This window comes from Succinimonas sp. (genome assembly GCF_045225735.1).
Lineage (GTDB): Bacteria > Pseudomonadota > Gammaproteobacteria > Enterobacterales > Succinivibrionaceae > Succinimonas.
Window position 1 is genome coordinate 1 of sequence record NZ_JBGVBR010000002.1, and the last position, 16,748, is coordinate 16,748.

Annotated in this window: 14 protein-coding genes; 8 read left to right on the forward strand and 6 right to left on the reverse strand. The window is 52.4% G+C overall.

The features are described 5' to 3' along the window. Nucleotides 1–226: 226 nt before the first annotated feature. The 6 genes from panC to dksA form a co-directional block, all read right to left on the reverse strand. Nucleotides 227–1,081 carry a pantoate--beta-alanine ligase gene (panC, locus tag ACJROR_RS00010; RefSeq protein WP_406545307.1) on the reverse strand — a complete coding sequence of 285 codons (855 nt, stop codon included), beginning with the start codon at nucleotides 1,079–1,081 and terminating at the stop codon, nucleotides 227–229. Nucleotides 1,082–1,101: 20 nt separating this feature from the next. After that, a complete protein-coding gene (gene panB, locus ACJROR_RS00015; protein WP_406545308.1) occupies nucleotides 1,102–1,896 on the reverse strand; it encodes a 3-methyl-2-oxobutanoate hydroxymethyltransferase in 795 nt (264 codons plus the stop codon). A gap of 152 nt (nucleotides 1,897–2,048) precedes the next feature. Continuing rightward, nucleotides 2,049–2,588 carry a 2-amino-4-hydroxy-6-hydroxymethyldihydropteridine diphosphokinase gene (gene folK / locus ACJROR_RS00020; protein WP_406545309.1) on the reverse strand — a complete coding sequence of 180 codons (540 nt, stop codon included), beginning with the start codon at nucleotides 2,586–2,588 and terminating at the stop codon, nucleotides 2,049–2,051. A gap of 23 nt (nucleotides 2,589–2,611) precedes the next feature. Further along, nucleotides 2,612–3,952, reverse strand: coding sequence for a polynucleotide adenylyltransferase PcnB (gene pcnB, locus ACJROR_RS00025; protein ID WP_406545310.1), 1,341 nt, complete (start codon nucleotides 3,950–3,952; stop codon nucleotides 2,612–2,614). A gap of 420 nt (nucleotides 3,953–4,372) precedes the next feature. Continuing rightward, nucleotides 4,373–5,266: a tRNA glutamyl-Q(34) synthetase GluQRS gene (gluQRS, locus tag ACJROR_RS00030; protein WP_406545311.1), complete on the reverse strand. Its 894-nt coding sequence runs from the start codon at nucleotides 5,264–5,266 to the stop codon at nucleotides 4,373–4,375. Between the two features lie 13 nt (nucleotides 5,267–5,279). Beyond that, the gene (dksA, locus tag ACJROR_RS00035; protein WP_406042247.1) at nucleotides 5,280–5,645 is read right to left on the reverse strand and encodes an RNA polymerase-binding protein DksA; all 366 of its coding nucleotides are present in this window, start codon (nucleotides 5,643–5,645) and stop codon (nucleotides 5,280–5,282) included. Between the two features lie 536 nt (nucleotides 5,646–6,181). On the opposite strand from dksA, the gene mrcB reads away from it, so the two are divergent. The 8 genes from mrcB to ACJROR_RS00075 form a co-directional block, all read left to right on the forward strand. Further along, nucleotides 6,182–8,626: a penicillin-binding protein 1B gene (gene mrcB / locus ACJROR_RS00040; RefSeq protein ID WP_406545312.1), complete on the forward strand. Its 2,445-nt coding sequence runs from the start codon at nucleotides 6,182–6,184 to the stop codon at nucleotides 8,624–8,626. 79 nt (nucleotides 8,627–8,705) lie between these two features. Continuing rightward, complete coding sequence (locus tag ACJROR_RS00045; RefSeq protein ID WP_406545313.1) at nucleotides 8,706–9,746, forward strand: hypothetical protein; 1,041 nt, start codon at nucleotides 8,706–8,708, stop codon at nucleotides 9,744–9,746. Nucleotides 9,747–10,406: 660 nt separating this feature from the next. Next, the gene (locus ACJROR_RS00050; RefSeq protein ID WP_406545314.1) at nucleotides 10,407–12,686 is read left to right on the forward strand and encodes a DUF6273 domain-containing protein; all 2,280 of its coding nucleotides are present in this window, start codon (nucleotides 10,407–10,409) and stop codon (nucleotides 12,684–12,686) included. Nucleotides 12,687–12,791: 105 nt separating this feature from the next. Next, entirely contained in the window at nucleotides 12,792–13,499 is a 708-nt protein-coding gene (locus ACJROR_RS00055) for a DUF3990 domain-containing protein (RefSeq protein ID WP_406545315.1), read from the forward strand. Continuing rightward, entirely contained in the window at nucleotides 13,462–14,103 is a 642-nt protein-coding gene (locus tag ACJROR_RS00060) for a helix-turn-helix domain-containing protein (RefSeq protein WP_406545316.1), read from the forward strand. Before ACJROR_RS00055 ends, ACJROR_RS00060 begins: the two co-directional genes overlap by 38 nt. Nucleotides 14,104–14,399: 296 nt before the next feature. After that, the gene (locus ACJROR_RS00065; protein ID WP_406545317.1) at nucleotides 14,400–14,642 is read left to right on the forward strand and encodes a hypothetical protein; all 243 of its coding nucleotides are present in this window, start codon (nucleotides 14,400–14,402) and stop codon (nucleotides 14,640–14,642) included. A 391-nt stretch (nucleotides 14,643–15,033) separates the two neighbouring features. Further along, nucleotides 15,034–15,309 (forward strand): hypothetical protein, encoded by a 276-nt coding sequence (locus ACJROR_RS00070; protein ID WP_406545318.1) that lies wholly within the window; start codon nucleotides 15,034–15,036, stop codon nucleotides 15,307–15,309. A gap of 167 nt (nucleotides 15,310–15,476) precedes the next feature. Then, nucleotides 15,477–16,748 (forward strand): DDE-type integrase/transposase/recombinase (locus ACJROR_RS00075; RefSeq protein WP_406545319.1); only part of this gene is annotated, 1,272 nt, incomplete at its 3' end.

Below are 16,748 nucleotides of genomic sequence, written 5' to 3' on the forward strand. Positions count from 1 at the left end.
GCCCCTTTAATCATTAAACAGGAAGCGCCGCAGGCGTCTTCCCTTCTTAATTATTATTCCTGGGAACTTTAACGTTCTGTTTCTGCCTGCATTGATTGAAGAGTCCTGAAATTCAGGCCTTTCTGGCAGGGGGAGCCGCTCTTTGGTTAGGGCCTGTCAGGATAATCGCACACAAAAAAAACGGGCCAGAAGACCCGTTATTCAAGGTTTTGCGGCTTTCCTGTCGTTAGCGCTCCACCACCAGATTGTCGATAAGACGTACCTTGCCCAGATAGGCGGCGGCCAGAATCACCACTCTTTTGGATTCAGCGATATCAGGGCTCAGGGTAGCGGCGTCCACTACGGTGATATCATCGGTGCTGAAGCCGGCGCCGTCCAGCTCGTTTACGCTTTCATCGATGATTTTCTGGATGCTCCTAAAATCCGGGAGAGCCTTCAGCTTATCCCCCATTCTCACCAGACAGGCATGGAATTCCGGGGCCTTGGCAAGCTCTTCCGGAGAGAGCCGGTTGTTTCTGGAAGAGTAGGCCAGGCCGTTTTCATGACGGACAATGGGAACGCCGATGATGCGGATCTGGAAATTCATGTCCTGCACCATTTCCCGGATCAGAGCCAGCTGCTGATAGTCCTTTTCGCCGAAGCAGGCCAGATCCGGCTGGATGATGTTAAAGAACTTGGAAACCACGGTAGCCACGCCGTTGAAATGTCCCGGACGGAGAGCTCCCTCCAGGCTGTTGGCCAAATCCGGCACCTCCACATAGGTCTGGTTCTTAAGGCCCCGGGGATACATGATCTCCGGAGTGGGGGTGAATACGGCATCAACGCCGGCTTCTTCCAGAAGGGCCAGATCCTGCTCCAGAGTGCGGGGATAGGTTCTTAAATCCTCGGGCCGGTCAAACTGCATGGGGTTTACAAAAATAGTCACAATAACCTTTTCGGCATTTTTCTGGGCTTCCTTTACCAGAGTAAGGTGTCCCTTGTGGAGGTTCCCCATGGTGGTTACAAGACCGATGGTTTTAAGATCATGCTTGTATTCGGTAACAATCTGTCTGATTTCTTCGATGGTTTTTGCAGTTTTCATGTTTAGACCTGTGTAAAACTCTATTTCAAATAGCTGTGGGCGTCGTCGGGGTAAATGCCCTGCTCCACCTCGCTGATATACTTTTTAACGGCCAGAGTCACATCCCCGGTTTCCGCCAGGAAGTTCCGGGCGAATTTCGGAGTATGTCCCGCGGTCAGTCCCAGAGCGTCATGCATTACCAGGATCTGGCCGTCGGTGTCATTGCCGGCCCCGATGCCGATAACCGGAATCCGGAGAGCTTCTGTCACTTCCCGGCCGGTGTCCTTGGGAACGCCTTCGATAACCAGCATGCTGGCACCGGCTTTTTCCACTGCCAGACACTCCTCTACGATTCTTTTGCGGGATTCATCATCCCGGCCCTGGATCTTGAAGCCGCCGAAGACGTTTACCGACTGGGGCGTCAGTCCCAGGTGTCCGCAGACGGGAATGCCGTTCTGCACCAGGGTGCGAATGGTGTCCGAGAGGAAGGAGCCCCCCTCCAGTTTTACCACATTGGCTCCGGCGGCCATGAGCTTATGAGCGTTCCGGCAGGCGTCTTCGGTATTGGCGTAGCTCATAAACGGCATATCCGCCAGAATAAGGGCATTGGAAACGCCCCGGGCCACGCATCTGGTGTGATAGGCCATTTCGTCAATGGTAACCCCCAGAGTGCTGGATTCTCCCTTGATGGTCATACCCAGAGAATCGCCGATAAGGATGGCGTATATTCCGGCATCATCAAAAATTCTGGCGAAGCTGGCATCGTAGGCGGTGATGGTGGCGAATTTTTTATGCTCGTCCTTCAGCTTCTGAAGCGTGGAAACCGTTACTGTCATTAAGAAACTCCTTGCCGTTTGGCGGTAATCTCCGACGGTCGGGCAAAATGCATTTCTGCCGGGAATTTGTTCCCGTCCGGGGCAGTTCGGCCGCTTCCGGACGGGAAGATTTTTCGGGAGAACCCGCCGCTCATTATAAACGCATTTGGAAATTAATGAAGATCCGGCTTTCCGGCAGAGGAAAAGGGGAACCGGGAGGACTCCCGAATAATGGTGAGAGCCCGGAGATCCCTTTCCGGCAAAAGTCCCGTGAGATCCCGGAGCGGGGTGTTTTCCGGAGGCATCAGGAAGTCCGGCATGATTTCCAAAAGGGGGATAACAGTGAAAACTCTGTTTCGGAATTCCGGATGGGGCACCCGGAGCCGCGGAGTATCAATAATCCGCTTCCCGAAAAACAGCACATCCAGATCCAGCGTCCGAGGACCCCAGTGCCGCAGTCTCACTCTCCGATGGCGGTTTTCCAGATCCTGAAGAGCATTCAGCAGGGGCTCCGGTTCCAGTTCGGTTTTTACAAGTGCCACCGCATTGACAAAATCCGGCTGATCCTGCGGCCCCACCGGAACTGAGGAGTACAGGGAGCTGGTTTTGAGAATCCGGATTCCGGGAATGCCGTCAAGCTCCTTAAGAGCCTGAAGCACCTGCTGCTCCGGATTGTCAAGATTGGAACCAAGTCCGATTACCGCCTCGGTCATAGCTGCTCCTTTTTCCGGGAACCTTAATGGATGTTTCCGGCAGGACGGCCGCGGGAGCCTGAAGCCCCTTTCCGGCGGGAGCCCTCGGAGCCTTTCTTTCCGGCGGCCATCTTGTTGCTGGAGATCAGGGCCTTTCTGGTGCGCAGCGACTGGGGGATGTTGGCGGTATAGGCATCAGTCCAGAAGGTTACGCAGTTTTCCAGACTGCGATCCAGCCGGGCCCGGTTCATCAGGAATTCCAGTCCGGCCCGGAAGATTTCCTTCCAGATAATGCTGGATACCATATCCGGATCCTTCATGACCTCACCACTGGTCAGAGTGAGCTGCATTTCCCAGATGTCGGTAATGTCCTTGGCGACGAATTCCGGAATCTTGGTGATTTCCGACTGTCTTTTCAGGACGATATTGCCGGCCATGGCCATTCTTTCCGTATCCCTGATATGGCTGTACTTGCTGACGGTGCCCATTTTCATAAAGAGCTTTTTGGTCAGAGGCCAGAGCATCACGGCGTACAGGAAGTGCGGCATGTTGTGCTTTCCTTCCGCATGCCGGGCATCGGTGTTATTGAGACAGCAGGAAACGAAATCAAAAAACTGCCGGCTCTTGATCAGAGGGCCCATGTCCGTCAGCAGATACTGCATCACGGAGTCCCGCATAAGCACCTGAAAGCTGGTCTCGCCGTGTCCGGTCAGGAACATCTTGTTGAATTCCTCGTACATGCGGCTGTTGTTAACCTGAGAGATGCTGGCCATGTTCTTCAGGATGGCATTGCGAGTGCGGGGAGTAATGCTGAAGCCCAGCTTGGCGGCAAAGCGGTAGGCCCGGATCATGCGCACCGGATCCTCGCCGAATCTCACATCCGGATCCCCTACGATGTCAATGGAGCTGTTAAGGAGATCCGCAACGCCACCCAGAAAATCGTGAATGAGATTATCAGCGGGGGAGTAGTAGAAGCCGTTGATGGAGAAGTCTCTTCTGGCGGCATCATCGGTGATGCTGGAGCTGAAGGTATTGTCCTTTCTGATCATTTCCACGTGATCGGAGTCTTCGTGATCCTGGCCCTTTCTGAAGGTGGCCACCTCGATGAGGGAGTTGTTTTCTCTGACATGCACCAGCTGGAATCTCCGGCCGATAATAATGCTTCTCTTGCAGAGTCTTTTTACGGTTTCCGGACGGGCGTTGGTGACCACGTCAAAGTCCTTGGGAACCTTGTCCAGCAGGAGATCCCGCACTCCGCCGCCTACCAGATAGGCCTGATAACCGGCTTTGTTGAGCGTTTTGATTACGTTGAGGGCTGCGGGGGAAATTCTTGCGGTATCCAGGATGTCTCCCGGCAGTGTCATGTGGGAAATGCCGCGTTCCATGGCTTCTTTCTTGTGCTTGTCAGCTTCTGCGGCAAATTTCTGCAGTTGAGTATTAATAAGACACCTCCAAGTGTGCAATATTATGTTCTCCGGATTCTTTAATGAGGCTGATACGGAGACAAAAGCGGAAAACCTGACAGCTTTATTGCGTATCTCAGGAATTCCCGGGAAATTCGGCGGCATTCCGTGTTTGCGGGAGAGGAGCCTTTTCAAGGGGACGGCTGAATGCCCGCGCGCAATCCTGATGAAAACGGGATGCATTTGAATGTCTTAACAAGGACGGGATTTTATCACACAGCGGTATTTTTTTCTATCTCATGCCGGAACGGCTTAAGGAGGAAGTCCGGAGCGCGAAGAGAGGAGGGAATGAAGAATCCGCAAAAATCCTTTTACGGAATCAGGTAAATGAAGAGCCGGTTTTCAGGATTCCGAGATCTGTGAAACCATCCGGGAGGAGCGGGGCACGCTGTTAATAGCAAAATGCTTCACGGCATAGTCCAGAAATTCCGTTACCGTAAGGCTTTCCGGATCCCCGGAAATTTCCGGCGGGAACGTCTGTCCCAGAAAAGTGGCAGCTTTCAGAAGGAGTGTTACGGGGGAACTAAGATCCAGCCCGGGAGCGTGGTTCTGCTTGGAATACTTGCTGCCGTTTTCGGAGAGCGCCAGGGGGAGACTGGCATAAGCGGGGACGGGATATCCCAGAGCCTGACAGAGTCCGATCTGGCCGAAGGTGTCTGGAATCAGATCCGCCCCTCGGACGATTTCGGTGATTCCCGAGGCCCGGTCATCCGCCACGCTCACCAGATTGTAGGCAAAAAACCCGTCTCTTCTTTTCAGGAGGAAGTCCGGTTCTGCGGGATAGTCATTGAGAGAAAGAGGGCCCCGGATGAGGTCGGTAAAAGAGGTGACATTGCCGGGATTCCGAAAGCGGATGCCGGCTCCCTCATGGCAGGGGAGATTCCTAAGACGGCAGTCTTCCGGATGGTGTCCGCCGTTAAGCTTAATGAGGCTTCGGGTGCAATTGCAGCCGTAGGTAAGTCCCCGGCTGTTCAGGGTATCCAGGATGTCCCGGTAGAACTCCCGGCGCTGACTCTGAATAAGCGGCGCTTCGTCCCAGATAAGCCCCAGAGCCTCCAGATCCTTCAGAATGAGATCCGTGTACTCCGGACGGGAGCGGGTTTCGTCAATGTCTTCAATGCGGAGAAGCCATGATCCGCCCTGGCTCCGCGCCCGCAAAAAACTGCCCAGGGCCGCTGTCAGAGAACCGAAGTGCAGCGGGCCGCTGGGCGTGGGGGCAAATCTTCCGCGATACATGAATCAGAGGGTATTAAGAGCTGAAGCCCTGCTTTTCCTTCTTTTCATGCTGTTCCTTGCAGTTAATGCAGAGATCGGCGGTGGGACGGGCTTCCAGACGCTTAATGCCGATTTCCTCGCCGCAGTCGGTGCAGAAGCCGTAGTCATCGGAATCAAGCTTGCGAATGGTCTTCTCGATCTTTTTGATGAGCTTTCTTTCTCTGTCGCGCATTCTGAGCTCAAGAGAGAATTCCTCTTCCTGGGTGGCTCTGTCATTCTGATCCGGGAAGTTGGCGGTTTCAGAATTCATGTGATTGACAGTGCGGTCCACTTCATTGTGAAGCTGGTTTCTCCAGGCCTCAAGAATCTTTCTGAAGTGAGCTTTCTGCGCATCGCTCATGTATTCTTCGCCAGGCTTGGCTTCATAGGGCTTTACGCCCGCGATAGCCAGAGGGCTGAGCTCAGTTGAAATCTTTTCTTCACTCATGGTGATCTCCCTGTAGGGGTTGCGGGAACTTCATTATTTCATGAAGCTGCCGTTGTTGCTGGTTCAGGGCGGGAGCCTCCGGAGAGACCGCCCTGTTTCAAAACTGAACTATTATTATAGCCTGAGTTTTTGTCTCATGCCCTGATGTTTTTAAGAGTTATCTGTTTTAATGTGCTATCACGCAAGTTTTTGCCCAAGGCCCCTTAAAAATACCGTGCCGGTATCTTCTGAGCGTACAGCCGGAACAATCTCCGCATTACTGCCTTGCTATCATTAATTGCGGCCGGGGGTGCGGTATGGTATATTCCTGTCTGCTTTTTTCGCCGCCTGAAACCGGAACAGTTTTCAGAGCGATTCCGGCAGCGGAGTCTTCAGGGGCGGGAGAGAAAAAGCCGTGAAGCGGGAAAGCGCTTAAGCGCCGGCAAAGCCAGGAGGAGCTTGTAAACAGGATGAAGCCTGAGAGTGATTTTCAGAAAGTGGTGAACAGATCCCGGGACAATCCTTTTTTTGAAGGTCCGGATGAGGATGATCAGGATTATGATTCAGGATCTGAAGACGGGGATGAGGGAGATGACGAAGAAGGAGCTCAGGATCCCCGGGAGAAAAAAAGCCTCAAAAGAAGATTTCTGTGTTTCTCCGTAAAGCTGGGGCTGGCCGGCTTTGTGTTTTTATGCCTGGTAACCTGCTACTACTATATGCAGGTCACCTCCAGCAGGCTGGACTCCGCCCAGAAGTGGGAAACTCCCGCCGTGGTTTACAGCCGTCCTCTGGAGCTTACTCTGGATCAGAATCTCACCTTTGATCAGATTCTTAATGAGCTCAGTCTTCTTAAATACCGCAAAACCGACAATCCCAAAAATCCCGGGGAGTTCAGCTATAACAAGGCTAAAACAAAGCTGGTGGTGGTGCGGCGGCCCTTTGATTTCCCTGACGGCTTTGAGGAAAAGCGTCCGCTCTTTATTGAGTTTGAAAGGGGCCACATCAGCGCCATCAGGGATGCGGCCACCGGCGAGGATCTGGTTTATGTCCGCATGGATCCGGTGCTTTTGGATCGCATCTCTCCCAACGGGGAGGAGGATCGGCTGGTTATCTCCATCAGAGAGGTGCCGGAAAAGCTCATCAAAACCCTGATTCAGGTGGAGGATCGGGACTTCTACAACCATCATGGCGTTAACCCCTGGGCCATTATGAGAGCCATGCTCGCTAATTTAAAAGCCGGCCGGGCGGTGCAGGGGGGCAGCACCCTGACGCAGCAGCTTGTGAAGAATTATTTTCTGTCCCGGGAAAAAAGCTTTGACCGCAAGGTGCGGGAGCTTTTCATGTCTCTCGCGGTGGATGCCCGCTATGACAAGAACACCATTCTGGAAATGTATCTCAACGAGATCTACCTGGGACACGGCGATACCGATATTTACGGCTTCGGTCTGGCCTCCTATTTCTATTTCGGTATCCCGGTTTCGGAGCTCTCCTGGGATCAGGCCGCTCTTTTGGTGGGCATGGTAAAGGGGCCCTCCCTCTACGATCCCCGCCGCCATCCGGAAAACGCTCTTAACCGCAGAAATCTGGTGCTCCGGCTCATGCGGGACAAGGGAGAGCTTTCGGAGGAGGAGTATCAGCTTTACTCGAATAAGCCTCTGGGGGTTATCGATCGCAAGGCCCTCAGGGTCATGAAGGTGCCCGGCTACATGAGCTTTGTCAAAAACGAGCTTTATGACCGTCTGGGACGGGACTGGCTGGATCACAAGAATCTGGAAATCTTTACCAGTCTGGATCCCCAGGCTCAGCAGGCCGCTGACGGCGCAGTCCGGAAGGTGATCCCGGAGCTTATCAGAAGAACCGGCAAAAAGGATCTGGAAACCGCCATGGTGGTAAGTAACTGGCGGGTGGGAGAAATCATGGCTCTAGTGGCCAGCCGGGATCCCTCCTATCCCGGCATGAACCGGGTCACCAGCGCTAAAAGGCAGATCGGCTCATTGGTAAAGCCCGCCGCCTATCTCACGGCCTTTGAGCATGGCTGGCACCTGGGCAGCGCCGTGCACGACGCGGAGCTTACCGTGAAGCTGGAGAGCGGCCAGGAATGGAAGCCCCGGAACTTTGACCATAAGTTCAAGGGCTGGATCCCTCTTTATCAGGGCTTTGCGGAATCCCGGAACATTCCCATGGTCAGAGTGGGCATGAATGCCGGCATTCCCAATGTGGTGCGCACCCTGAATCTCCTGGGGGTGAAGGAGGAGATCGAACCCGTGCCCAGCGTGCTTCTGGGGTCCGTGGCCATGACCCCTTTTGAAGTGAACCAGATGTACACCACATTGGCTTCGGAGGGGCTTTACCGGCCGCTGTCAGCGGTAAGATACGTGAGATCCGGCGGGACTGAGGTTATTTATGACCGGCATGCCGCCATGGATTCCCGGCAGGTGCTGGATCCTCCCAGCGTGTATCTGGCCATTTACGGCATGACCATTGTCACGAAGCAGGGCACGGCAAAATCCGTGGGCAGCAAGTACCCTGGCATGGTGCTGGCCGGCAAAACCGGCACCTCCAACGGATCCCGGGATTCCTGGTTCAGCGGCTTTGACAACAATACTTTGGTTACCGCCTGGGTGGGCAATGACGACAACACGCCGTCGGGGCTTACCGGCGCCACGGGAGCTCTCCGGCTTTATGATGATTTTCTGACCCGGTTCCGGCCGGTATCCCTGGAGCTGGCCCAGCCTGATAAGATTGTGTTTGTGAATTTCAATCAGGATGGCTATATCATGGGAGACGACTGCACGGATGTGCGGCATTATGTCAGACTGCCGGCGCGCAGCGATACCATAAGATCCGATCAGTTCATAAGCTGCGGCGGAGACGGCGGAGATTTCGGTGATGCCGGTCTGGATTCTCTGTACTGACCCTTCAGCAGCAAAGCTTATCAGCGGCGGAGTATTTTTAACCCGGCCATGCTGACAATTTAAGTTAAGGAGATTAACAATGAAATTACATACAAAGGCCGTTCTGGCTGGTCTTATGATTCTGGGGGCTGCGGCCTCCGCTTCGGCTAAGGACGAGTTCAGCAAAGACACGATGAAGAAGATGGGGGTTTTTGTCTCCAACTTCACGGAATGCTTTTTTAACAACACCACCCGGGAAGAGATGACCGCCGATAATGAAAATCTGGTGAATTTTGCCATGTGCCACCTTAAGATCAATGCCTGGAAAAGCAGCTACATTCCTCTTCCCGAATGCCTGAATTCCCAGAAGGGCATGTGCGCCTACGGCCAATTCAAGGTATCTTCTGATAAGGTGGCCCGGGTAATCAAAAAGTATCTTGACTATGATATGAAAAAGTTTGCCTCCACCGAGTACTACCATTACGAAAAGGGCTTTTTTTATGCTCACGGCGCTGACGGGGAACAGCCTGAGTATGCGGTAGTCAGAAAAGCCAGAACTCTGGATAACGGCAATATAGAGATTCAGGCCAGTCTGTACAATCCGGAAGCCGAGGATGGCCCTTCCTCTGATGATATTGAGCTTACCGCCGTAATTAAGCCCTATGTATTCGAATCCAAAAAGACTTGGAGTCTGGTATCCATTAAAAGGCTGGACGGCGATAACGAAGCTGATGAAGATGAGGATGATGACGATTATGAGGCGTTTAATCCCCAGAAGAATCCGAAATTCGAAGGCTTCTGGGAGGATGATGTAGTTGGAAAAACCTCCATGGAAATCAGCTCCAGCGGCGACGGCGCCTATACTATCATCACCAGTCATGCCATGGGAGCCTTCGAGAATGTCGAGTGCACCTACCGGGCCCGTTTGGCGGATGACAGATTCCTGAAGCCGGGGCAGGCGGAAAAGTGTATTTCCACGGAAACCTCCGATGACGGTTCTCCTGATAAAATCACCGCCGCCGACAAGGACAGCATTGAGGTGATTCTCATGGACGGCAAGGGCCGGCTGCAGGTGCCGTATGAATGCGATTCCGATGATGTAACCTCATGCTCCACGCCCTACAGAAGAGTTAAAAGGTAGCAGTTTTTGCGGAAAGTGACAGCGAAGCCGGGGGATGCTCCGGCTTTTTGTTTTTCCAGCGCTTTTTCTGACAGTCTGGGAAGTCAGTTTGACACCTTGGGAAGCGGTTTAACAGATCAGAGAATTTCTCAGTCTTCTGGCAGCAGTCCTGGCGGGCGGGGGAAGCGCGCTTGCCTTAAGTTTAGGCATGCCCCGGATTAACATAAACGCTTCCCCGCGGGGCGGCGTTTCGTCTATGCCGGAGGCGTATATGTAAAGCAGCATATACGTAAAACTGCCGTATACACTTTCCGGCCTTAAGAGACTGCCATGCGCTTCAGTTTTTGAAATACGAGACAGTTTCGGGGTAAAGGGGTGGAGCCCCTTTAATCATTAAACAGGAAGCGCCGGAGGCGTCTTCCCTTCTTAATTATTATTCCGCGGTACTTTAACCCTCGTTCCTGTCAGTATTGATTGTTCAGGCTGGCTGTGTCCGGGGCCTCCCGCGGCCCGGCGGGGGGAAGGGGAAAAGGCCGGGAGCGGGGCAGCGTTTTTCCGGCGTCACAATCATCCCGCCTGAGTCTGCCTTAATCATGGCATCTGTGCTATATTCTGAGCAGAGAAGGCAGCGTTCCCACCGAAAAGCAGCATAATCCCGGCGGCACCGGGGAGCAGAGGAATATGAAGGAAACCAGAATCAACAGCGGCTTTCTGGACAAGATCAGAAGAACCGCGGTGAACAGACAGGAAGCGGAGATCCCGGATCCCGTGGGAAGCACGCTTTCCGGCACGTATCTGGTGACGGGGAGAATGGGAGTAGCCTCCGGAGAAGCCGATATCTTTAGCTGCCGGGATCCTGAGGGCAAGCGGTATGTCCTCAAGCTTTACCGCCGGGAGAATGCCATCAAGCCCGAGGTTCTCAAAAGGCTTGCCGGCATCAGGAGTCCCTTTATTGCCGTGCCGGTCGCGGCAGGAGCTTTTGAGAAGCATCAGTACACCATCACTCCCGATCTGGAGAACCCCAGTCTCGGGGAAGCTCTGAGCCAGGGCGTCAGGTTTACGGCAGAGGAGCTCAGAAGTCTGATTATTCCTTCGGTGAACGAGGGACTTCGGGAGCTTCATCGGGCGGGCATTATCCACAAGGATCTGAAACCCTGGAACCTGATACCGGATGAGACCGGGAAGCATATTGTCATTATTGATTTCGGCATCAGTTCGTCTCTCGGATCCGAAACCGTGATTCTTACCGCCACCGGAGCCACCCTGGCCTATGCTGCTCCGGAAGCTGTTCAGGGGGTTTATCATCAGGAAAGTGATTACTTTTCCTTTGGGATCACTGTTTTTGAGCTTTTTACCGGTTATACCCCCTTTCAGAACCGCGGCATTTCCGACGGTGACATAGTAAGACTGGCCTCTGTAAGCGAGATAGAGTTTCCGGAGGATTTTCCGGAGGATCTCCGGGCTTTGGTGCTGGGGCTGACCTACCGGGATCTTACCCACAGGAAGGATCTCAGGAACCCGAACCGCCGCTGGGGCTACGAAGAGGTGCAAAGCTGGCTCCGGGGCGTCCGGCTCCCCATCCCCGGGGAGACTCCGGAGGCGCTTTCGGGAACGGCGCTTTATCAGCTCTCCTTTCTTCCCTACAGCTTTAACGGACAGAAGTATGTCCGGGAACGGGATTTGCTCCGGGAAATGCTCCGCTGTCCGGACCAGGGGCTTCGGGAGCTGGGCCGGGGCATCCTGGCCCATCATTTCGGTCTTTTTGATGAAAATAAGGCCGGGAAATGCATTCGCGCTGCAGGAGAGCTTAATGAGGACAGCCGGCATAATTTTCTGGTGTTTTTCCGGCTCATGTACGATTTAATGCCGGATTACAAAAGGTTTTTCTGCGGGGGAAGAGAGTTTGCCGGCATCCGGGAATTCGCGGTGATGGCGGCTCAGGTGGCCTCATATTCCAGTACCAGCATGGAGAGCTTCCTGAAATCTCTCAGAATGCTTTTGGAAAGCGGCGCTCTTAAGTACTTTTCTGAAAAGGTGATCCTTAGCCCGCTCAGCGGGGAGGGCTTTTTCAAGGTGCGGGAGCTTATTATGAATAACAGCTTTTCCGACAGCGAATGCGCTTGGATTTTCGGTTATCTTTTCAGTGAGGAGCGCAGCCTGAGAGTGCAGGGAAAGGCCTTTGCGAGTCCCGCGGAGTTTTCTCGGGAGATGCAGCGGCTTTTTGATGACGATGTGGTGGAGTATATGGATTTTCTTTCCGCCGGCAGATCCGAACTGGAATTCTTCATGTCCTTTATGCCGGATTCCGCTTCCCGCATGTACATCGGACAGATTCTGGATGATCTGGAGGAACTTAGCACCGGCCATCGGAGCTACTCGGAAGAGCTGATGCTTAAGGCCGGAGATTTCTTCACTCTGGGCAGTTTTCATCAGGGAAGAGACGGCAGCAAAATTCCTCTGGAGTGGCTGGTTCTCAAAATCGAGGGTAAGAGAGCTCTTCTCCTTAGCCGCTATGCTCTGGCCAGAAGGCCGTATCATGGCACATTTGAGGATACGGACTGGGAAAACTGCGATCTCCGAAAATGGCTGAACGGCACCTTCTTTAATCAGGCGTTTTCCGGAAAGGAGCAGCTCAGGATTCCTCTGGTTACCACAGAGAACCCTGATAATGCCCGCTACGGCACCAGAGGAGGAAATGCCACGGATGACCGGGTATTTCTGCTCAGTGCGGCCGAGGCGGAGCAATATTTCCGCACTGATGCCGGAAGACGCTGCGCTCCCGCTTCCTATGCCGGATACAGCGACAGCGGCTTTTGCTACTGGTGGCTCCGTACTCCGGGGTACAGTCCCAGTGACGCCGTCTGCGTTTATCCGAACGGCGCCGTCTATCTTTACGGACATAATGTGAATATTGATGACACCATGGTGCGGCCAGCCCTGTGGTACACCCTTTGTATCTGAGTCCGCGCCTTTGCCGTTCCGGGATTCCCGTCATCTCTGCGCGGGGTTCTTTATGGCTGTATCACTATGGTGATATAACTTTGCAAAGTTTTCTTAGGAAATTGCATGAGTAAAACGCTGACGATTTACCATGGTTCGCAGCATATCATTGAAGCTCCGGTATACGGCGCCGGACGCAGGAACAATGATTTCGGGGTGGGTTTTTATTGTTCTGAAAGCAAAGACCTCGCCAAGGAATGGGCCGTTTCCTCTTTTCGGGACGGTTTTTGCAATAGATACGCTTTGGATACGGAGCGTCTCAAGGTTCTGCAACTTAACAGCCCGGATTACACGGTGCTTAACTGGATGGCCGTTCTTCTGGAGCATCGTCTCTTTGCTCTTAAAACTCCTGTGGCAAGAAGAGCCCGGGCATTTCTTACGAATAACTTCGGCATCAGCGTTGATGATTATGACCTCATTATTGGTTACCGGGCCGATGATTCCTGTTTTGCTTTTGCCGAGGCGTTTTTGAATAATGCCATCACGGCGGAGCATTTGGCGCGGGCCATGCGTTCCGGTAAATCGGGGGAACAGCTCGTTTTAAAATCAAAGCTTGCCTTTTCCATGCTCCGGTATGAAGGTTTTGAGCCGGCCCCAAAGGAGATTTGCTTAATTCGGCGTCGGAGCAGGGATGAACAGGCTAATCAGATGTATCAGACCATCCTTGAAGAAGAGACAGACGGCGAAGAGACAGCAGGACTTTTTATTCAGGACATCATAAGAGAGGATATTGGCAATGATGATCCGCGCCTACCCCGAAATGTATCTCCCTAAAGCTCAGGCTGTTTTAGGCGAAGCTCTGGACTATGCCGTAAATTCCTGCGGCATGTCCGGAGAGGATTTCATTAATATGTTTACAGTAACTTCCGTCAGCAAAAGAATGGCAGTGGGAGAACCTGCTGTTCTGGCGGGTAAAAGCGGTATTGAGATAGCCATTGATACAGTGTTTGAAGCTACGGGAAAAATTCTTGATATTCCTCCCGGGGAGAGCTTTTTCAGATCTGCGGAGTACTGGATCGGCTGGGCTGTTGCCTGGTATCAGTGGTATTCCGCGAGAAGCTACGGCGAGATTTTTCAGGCAATGTCTTTTACGGATCTCGAGAGTATGTACGGCACTCTTCATGAAGCGGATGTTTCCAAATTTGCCGAAATCGCCAATGATCTGGTACGAAAATGCTTCCCGGATACCAATCTTAGGCGTTTTCGCCTGTTATACGGCTGCACCCAGGCAAAGTTATCCCGGCTTTCCGGGGGTTCCCTGAGTTCCATTCAGATGTATGAGCAGCGACAAAAGAATATTAACAAGGCCAGCGCCGAGAGCCTGTACCGGTTAAGCAGGGTGCTGGGCTGCGCCATGGAGGATCTTATTGAAAAGTGAGGAAACTGTCTGAGAGTGATGGAAGGGGCAGGAGCGGAGGATATGCGGCAGGAATGAGCTCTGAAATTTACCGGAAGCCGATGCTTTTTACGCTGTGATAAATACAACTTTCGGACATTTTCGGACATTGCCGAAACCGGGGATATTATTGCTTGAAAGGGGCTCTTCGTGATAAAATTAAAACATTACGGGGAAAACAGCTTCCCGGATGATCACGAAAACAAAATAAATCAAAGAAAAGATAAATAAGGAAAGGCAGTAAAAAAGACAGCAGGATAAGAAAAGAGGCAAAAGAAATGAAAAAGACCAGAAAAGCGGCGGCTCTGCCGGAATCACGGCCTGAAGTAATCAACTTCGTGTGCCGGTATGACCTTAAGTTCAATCATGCCCGGGTGTATGACGACCGGAAGAAGAAAATGAAGGCCGGTTACCGGAAGCACAAGAACCAGCAAACGCTGTGTGACGAAAACAAGTCCGCAGCGTTTTTTGTTGCTCCTTTCATTACTCACCCTCTGAAGACTTTGGTCTCGTTTTCTTAATCCCCAGATTCTTAACAGTTCTGTTATCCGTTCCCTGATTCAGCGACCTGCTTCCTCTTTCCCGGTTCATATTTTCCAGTCCGCCTTTGCTCTCTGCCCGTCATTTCAAGGCTTTGCTTAATCCCTGCGAGCTTTCCGTCTTATCCTGACTCGGGATACGGCCGTAAAAAAGCTCATAATTCCGAATTACGGAATGCTGTTTTGAGCCGGGGAATTGGGGAATTCCGTCCCGGATTTTTTTTGCGAAGCTCAAAAAAAGGAAAGGGGGCTATCATAGCCCCCGTAAACTGCGGAACGTCCCTGTTCCAAGAATTCGGTCATATTTTGGCTTCTTCCCTGAAGCCGGAGCGGAACTTCCCTGTTCCCACTTCCGATATCTTAATTTTAAATCATGGCGGATTTAAAACAATCCGGCAAAATGCTTCCCGATTTAATGGCTTACAGCATTATTTTTGAAAGGAGCTGGAAAAGGCATGTTTTAAGGGGGCTTTTGCATATCGGCAGCAGCAGCGGGAAAATATTTTTCCGAAATACTCCCGGAAATAAATGGCAGATATCGCACAGGAATGCAGATAATTATGCCATCATCTTGTATGGCCTGAGGCTTCAGTCGGCACTGTCTTTGGCTGTATCTCGTGGTATCAGCATCCCTTTAGGATGCTTGTAAACTGATCCCGAAAATCGGGTAGTAAGTCTGACAGGTTGATGGCATGTCAGAACTTCCTCCCTGATCTGATTTTGGGAGCAGATATGAGACATGCATGGACTAAAGAACAGATTGCAATCCTAAGCAAAAATCCAAATGTTATAAGATTTTCTGAGAAGAATGGCGGATTGTACTTAACGAGGGAGTTTATAAAACGGTTATATGAAACCTGGTCAGTAAAAAAATCACTGCAAACAATAGAGTCATTCTTCAAAACCTGCGGTTTTCCCTGCGACATCATACCTAAGGAGTACTTCTATCGCATAAATGACCGTCTTAAAAAAAACGATGCAAAGAAGTCTCCTCAGAGCGTTTCCGATAATCCATCTGCCGACAGATCCAATGATATCAGGAGCACCCGCCTAAGTCAGTACGCAGACCATCCTCTTGTCGTTAAAGGTTCCAATAACCGTTACTGTCTCGGCGATGAGTTCTATAACGAGGCTCTCCGGCTGTTTCAGCTGGGATTCAGCATTCCTCAAATTCTTGAAGTGTACGAGATAGACGCTTCCGTCATCCCTGCCGGCACGCTGAAAAAAATCAGTCAGAAGCTGGCCTGCTGGAAGAATACAGCGGCAGCCGGCACTCTTACGGCTGAACAGCGCTGCCGGTATGCCAGAAACCGAACAAAACTCCTGGAGGATGAGATCGCCAGTTTTTTTGCCGGCGTAAAGGCGAAAATTCCTTCAATGACACGCGCTGAGCTTAGAGATTTATGCCGATTTGCAGATGCGCTGCCGGCTGATGCGGCGCAGGGGTACGGCAAAAATGAACTGATAGCCATGTGCGGGCTCTCAAAAACCAGGTACTACCGCATTCTGTCGGATGAGTCCTATGTCATGACGGAGGAGCTTCGCAACAGCAGGGATGATGAGGACGTGAAAAAAATCAGGCAGGTGCTGGAGCGGTATCCCTTCCCCATGGGAATAAGGCAGATCTTCATGCAGCTTCCCCGTGTCACCGGGTTGTCCTTCAGCCTTAACAAGCTGCGCCGGCTCCTGAAAAAGTACGGCATCTCCTGCCAGGTGCGACGGCCCAGGAACGCCAACAGAGCAAAGCGCGAATGGCTTAAGGAGCGCGTAAAGCCCAACCTGCTCCGCCGCAGATTCCGGCTGCACCGTCCCGGGGAGGTAGTCCTCTCCGATGTCACGTACCTGACCTACGCTCACGGAAGCAGACGGGCCTACGGCTCATCGGCAATAGATCCGGTCACCGGCAAGCTGCTGACCTTCTGCGTAAGCAAAAACAACGACCTTGCTCTGGGGCTGAATACCCTGACAAAGCTCTCGGAAGTCCCGGGACTGGAGCATGCCCTGTTTCACAGCGACCAGGGAATCCTGTACCTGACTGACGAGTTCCAGAACCGAGTCCGGGAAATGGGCATGACGCAGTCCATGTCC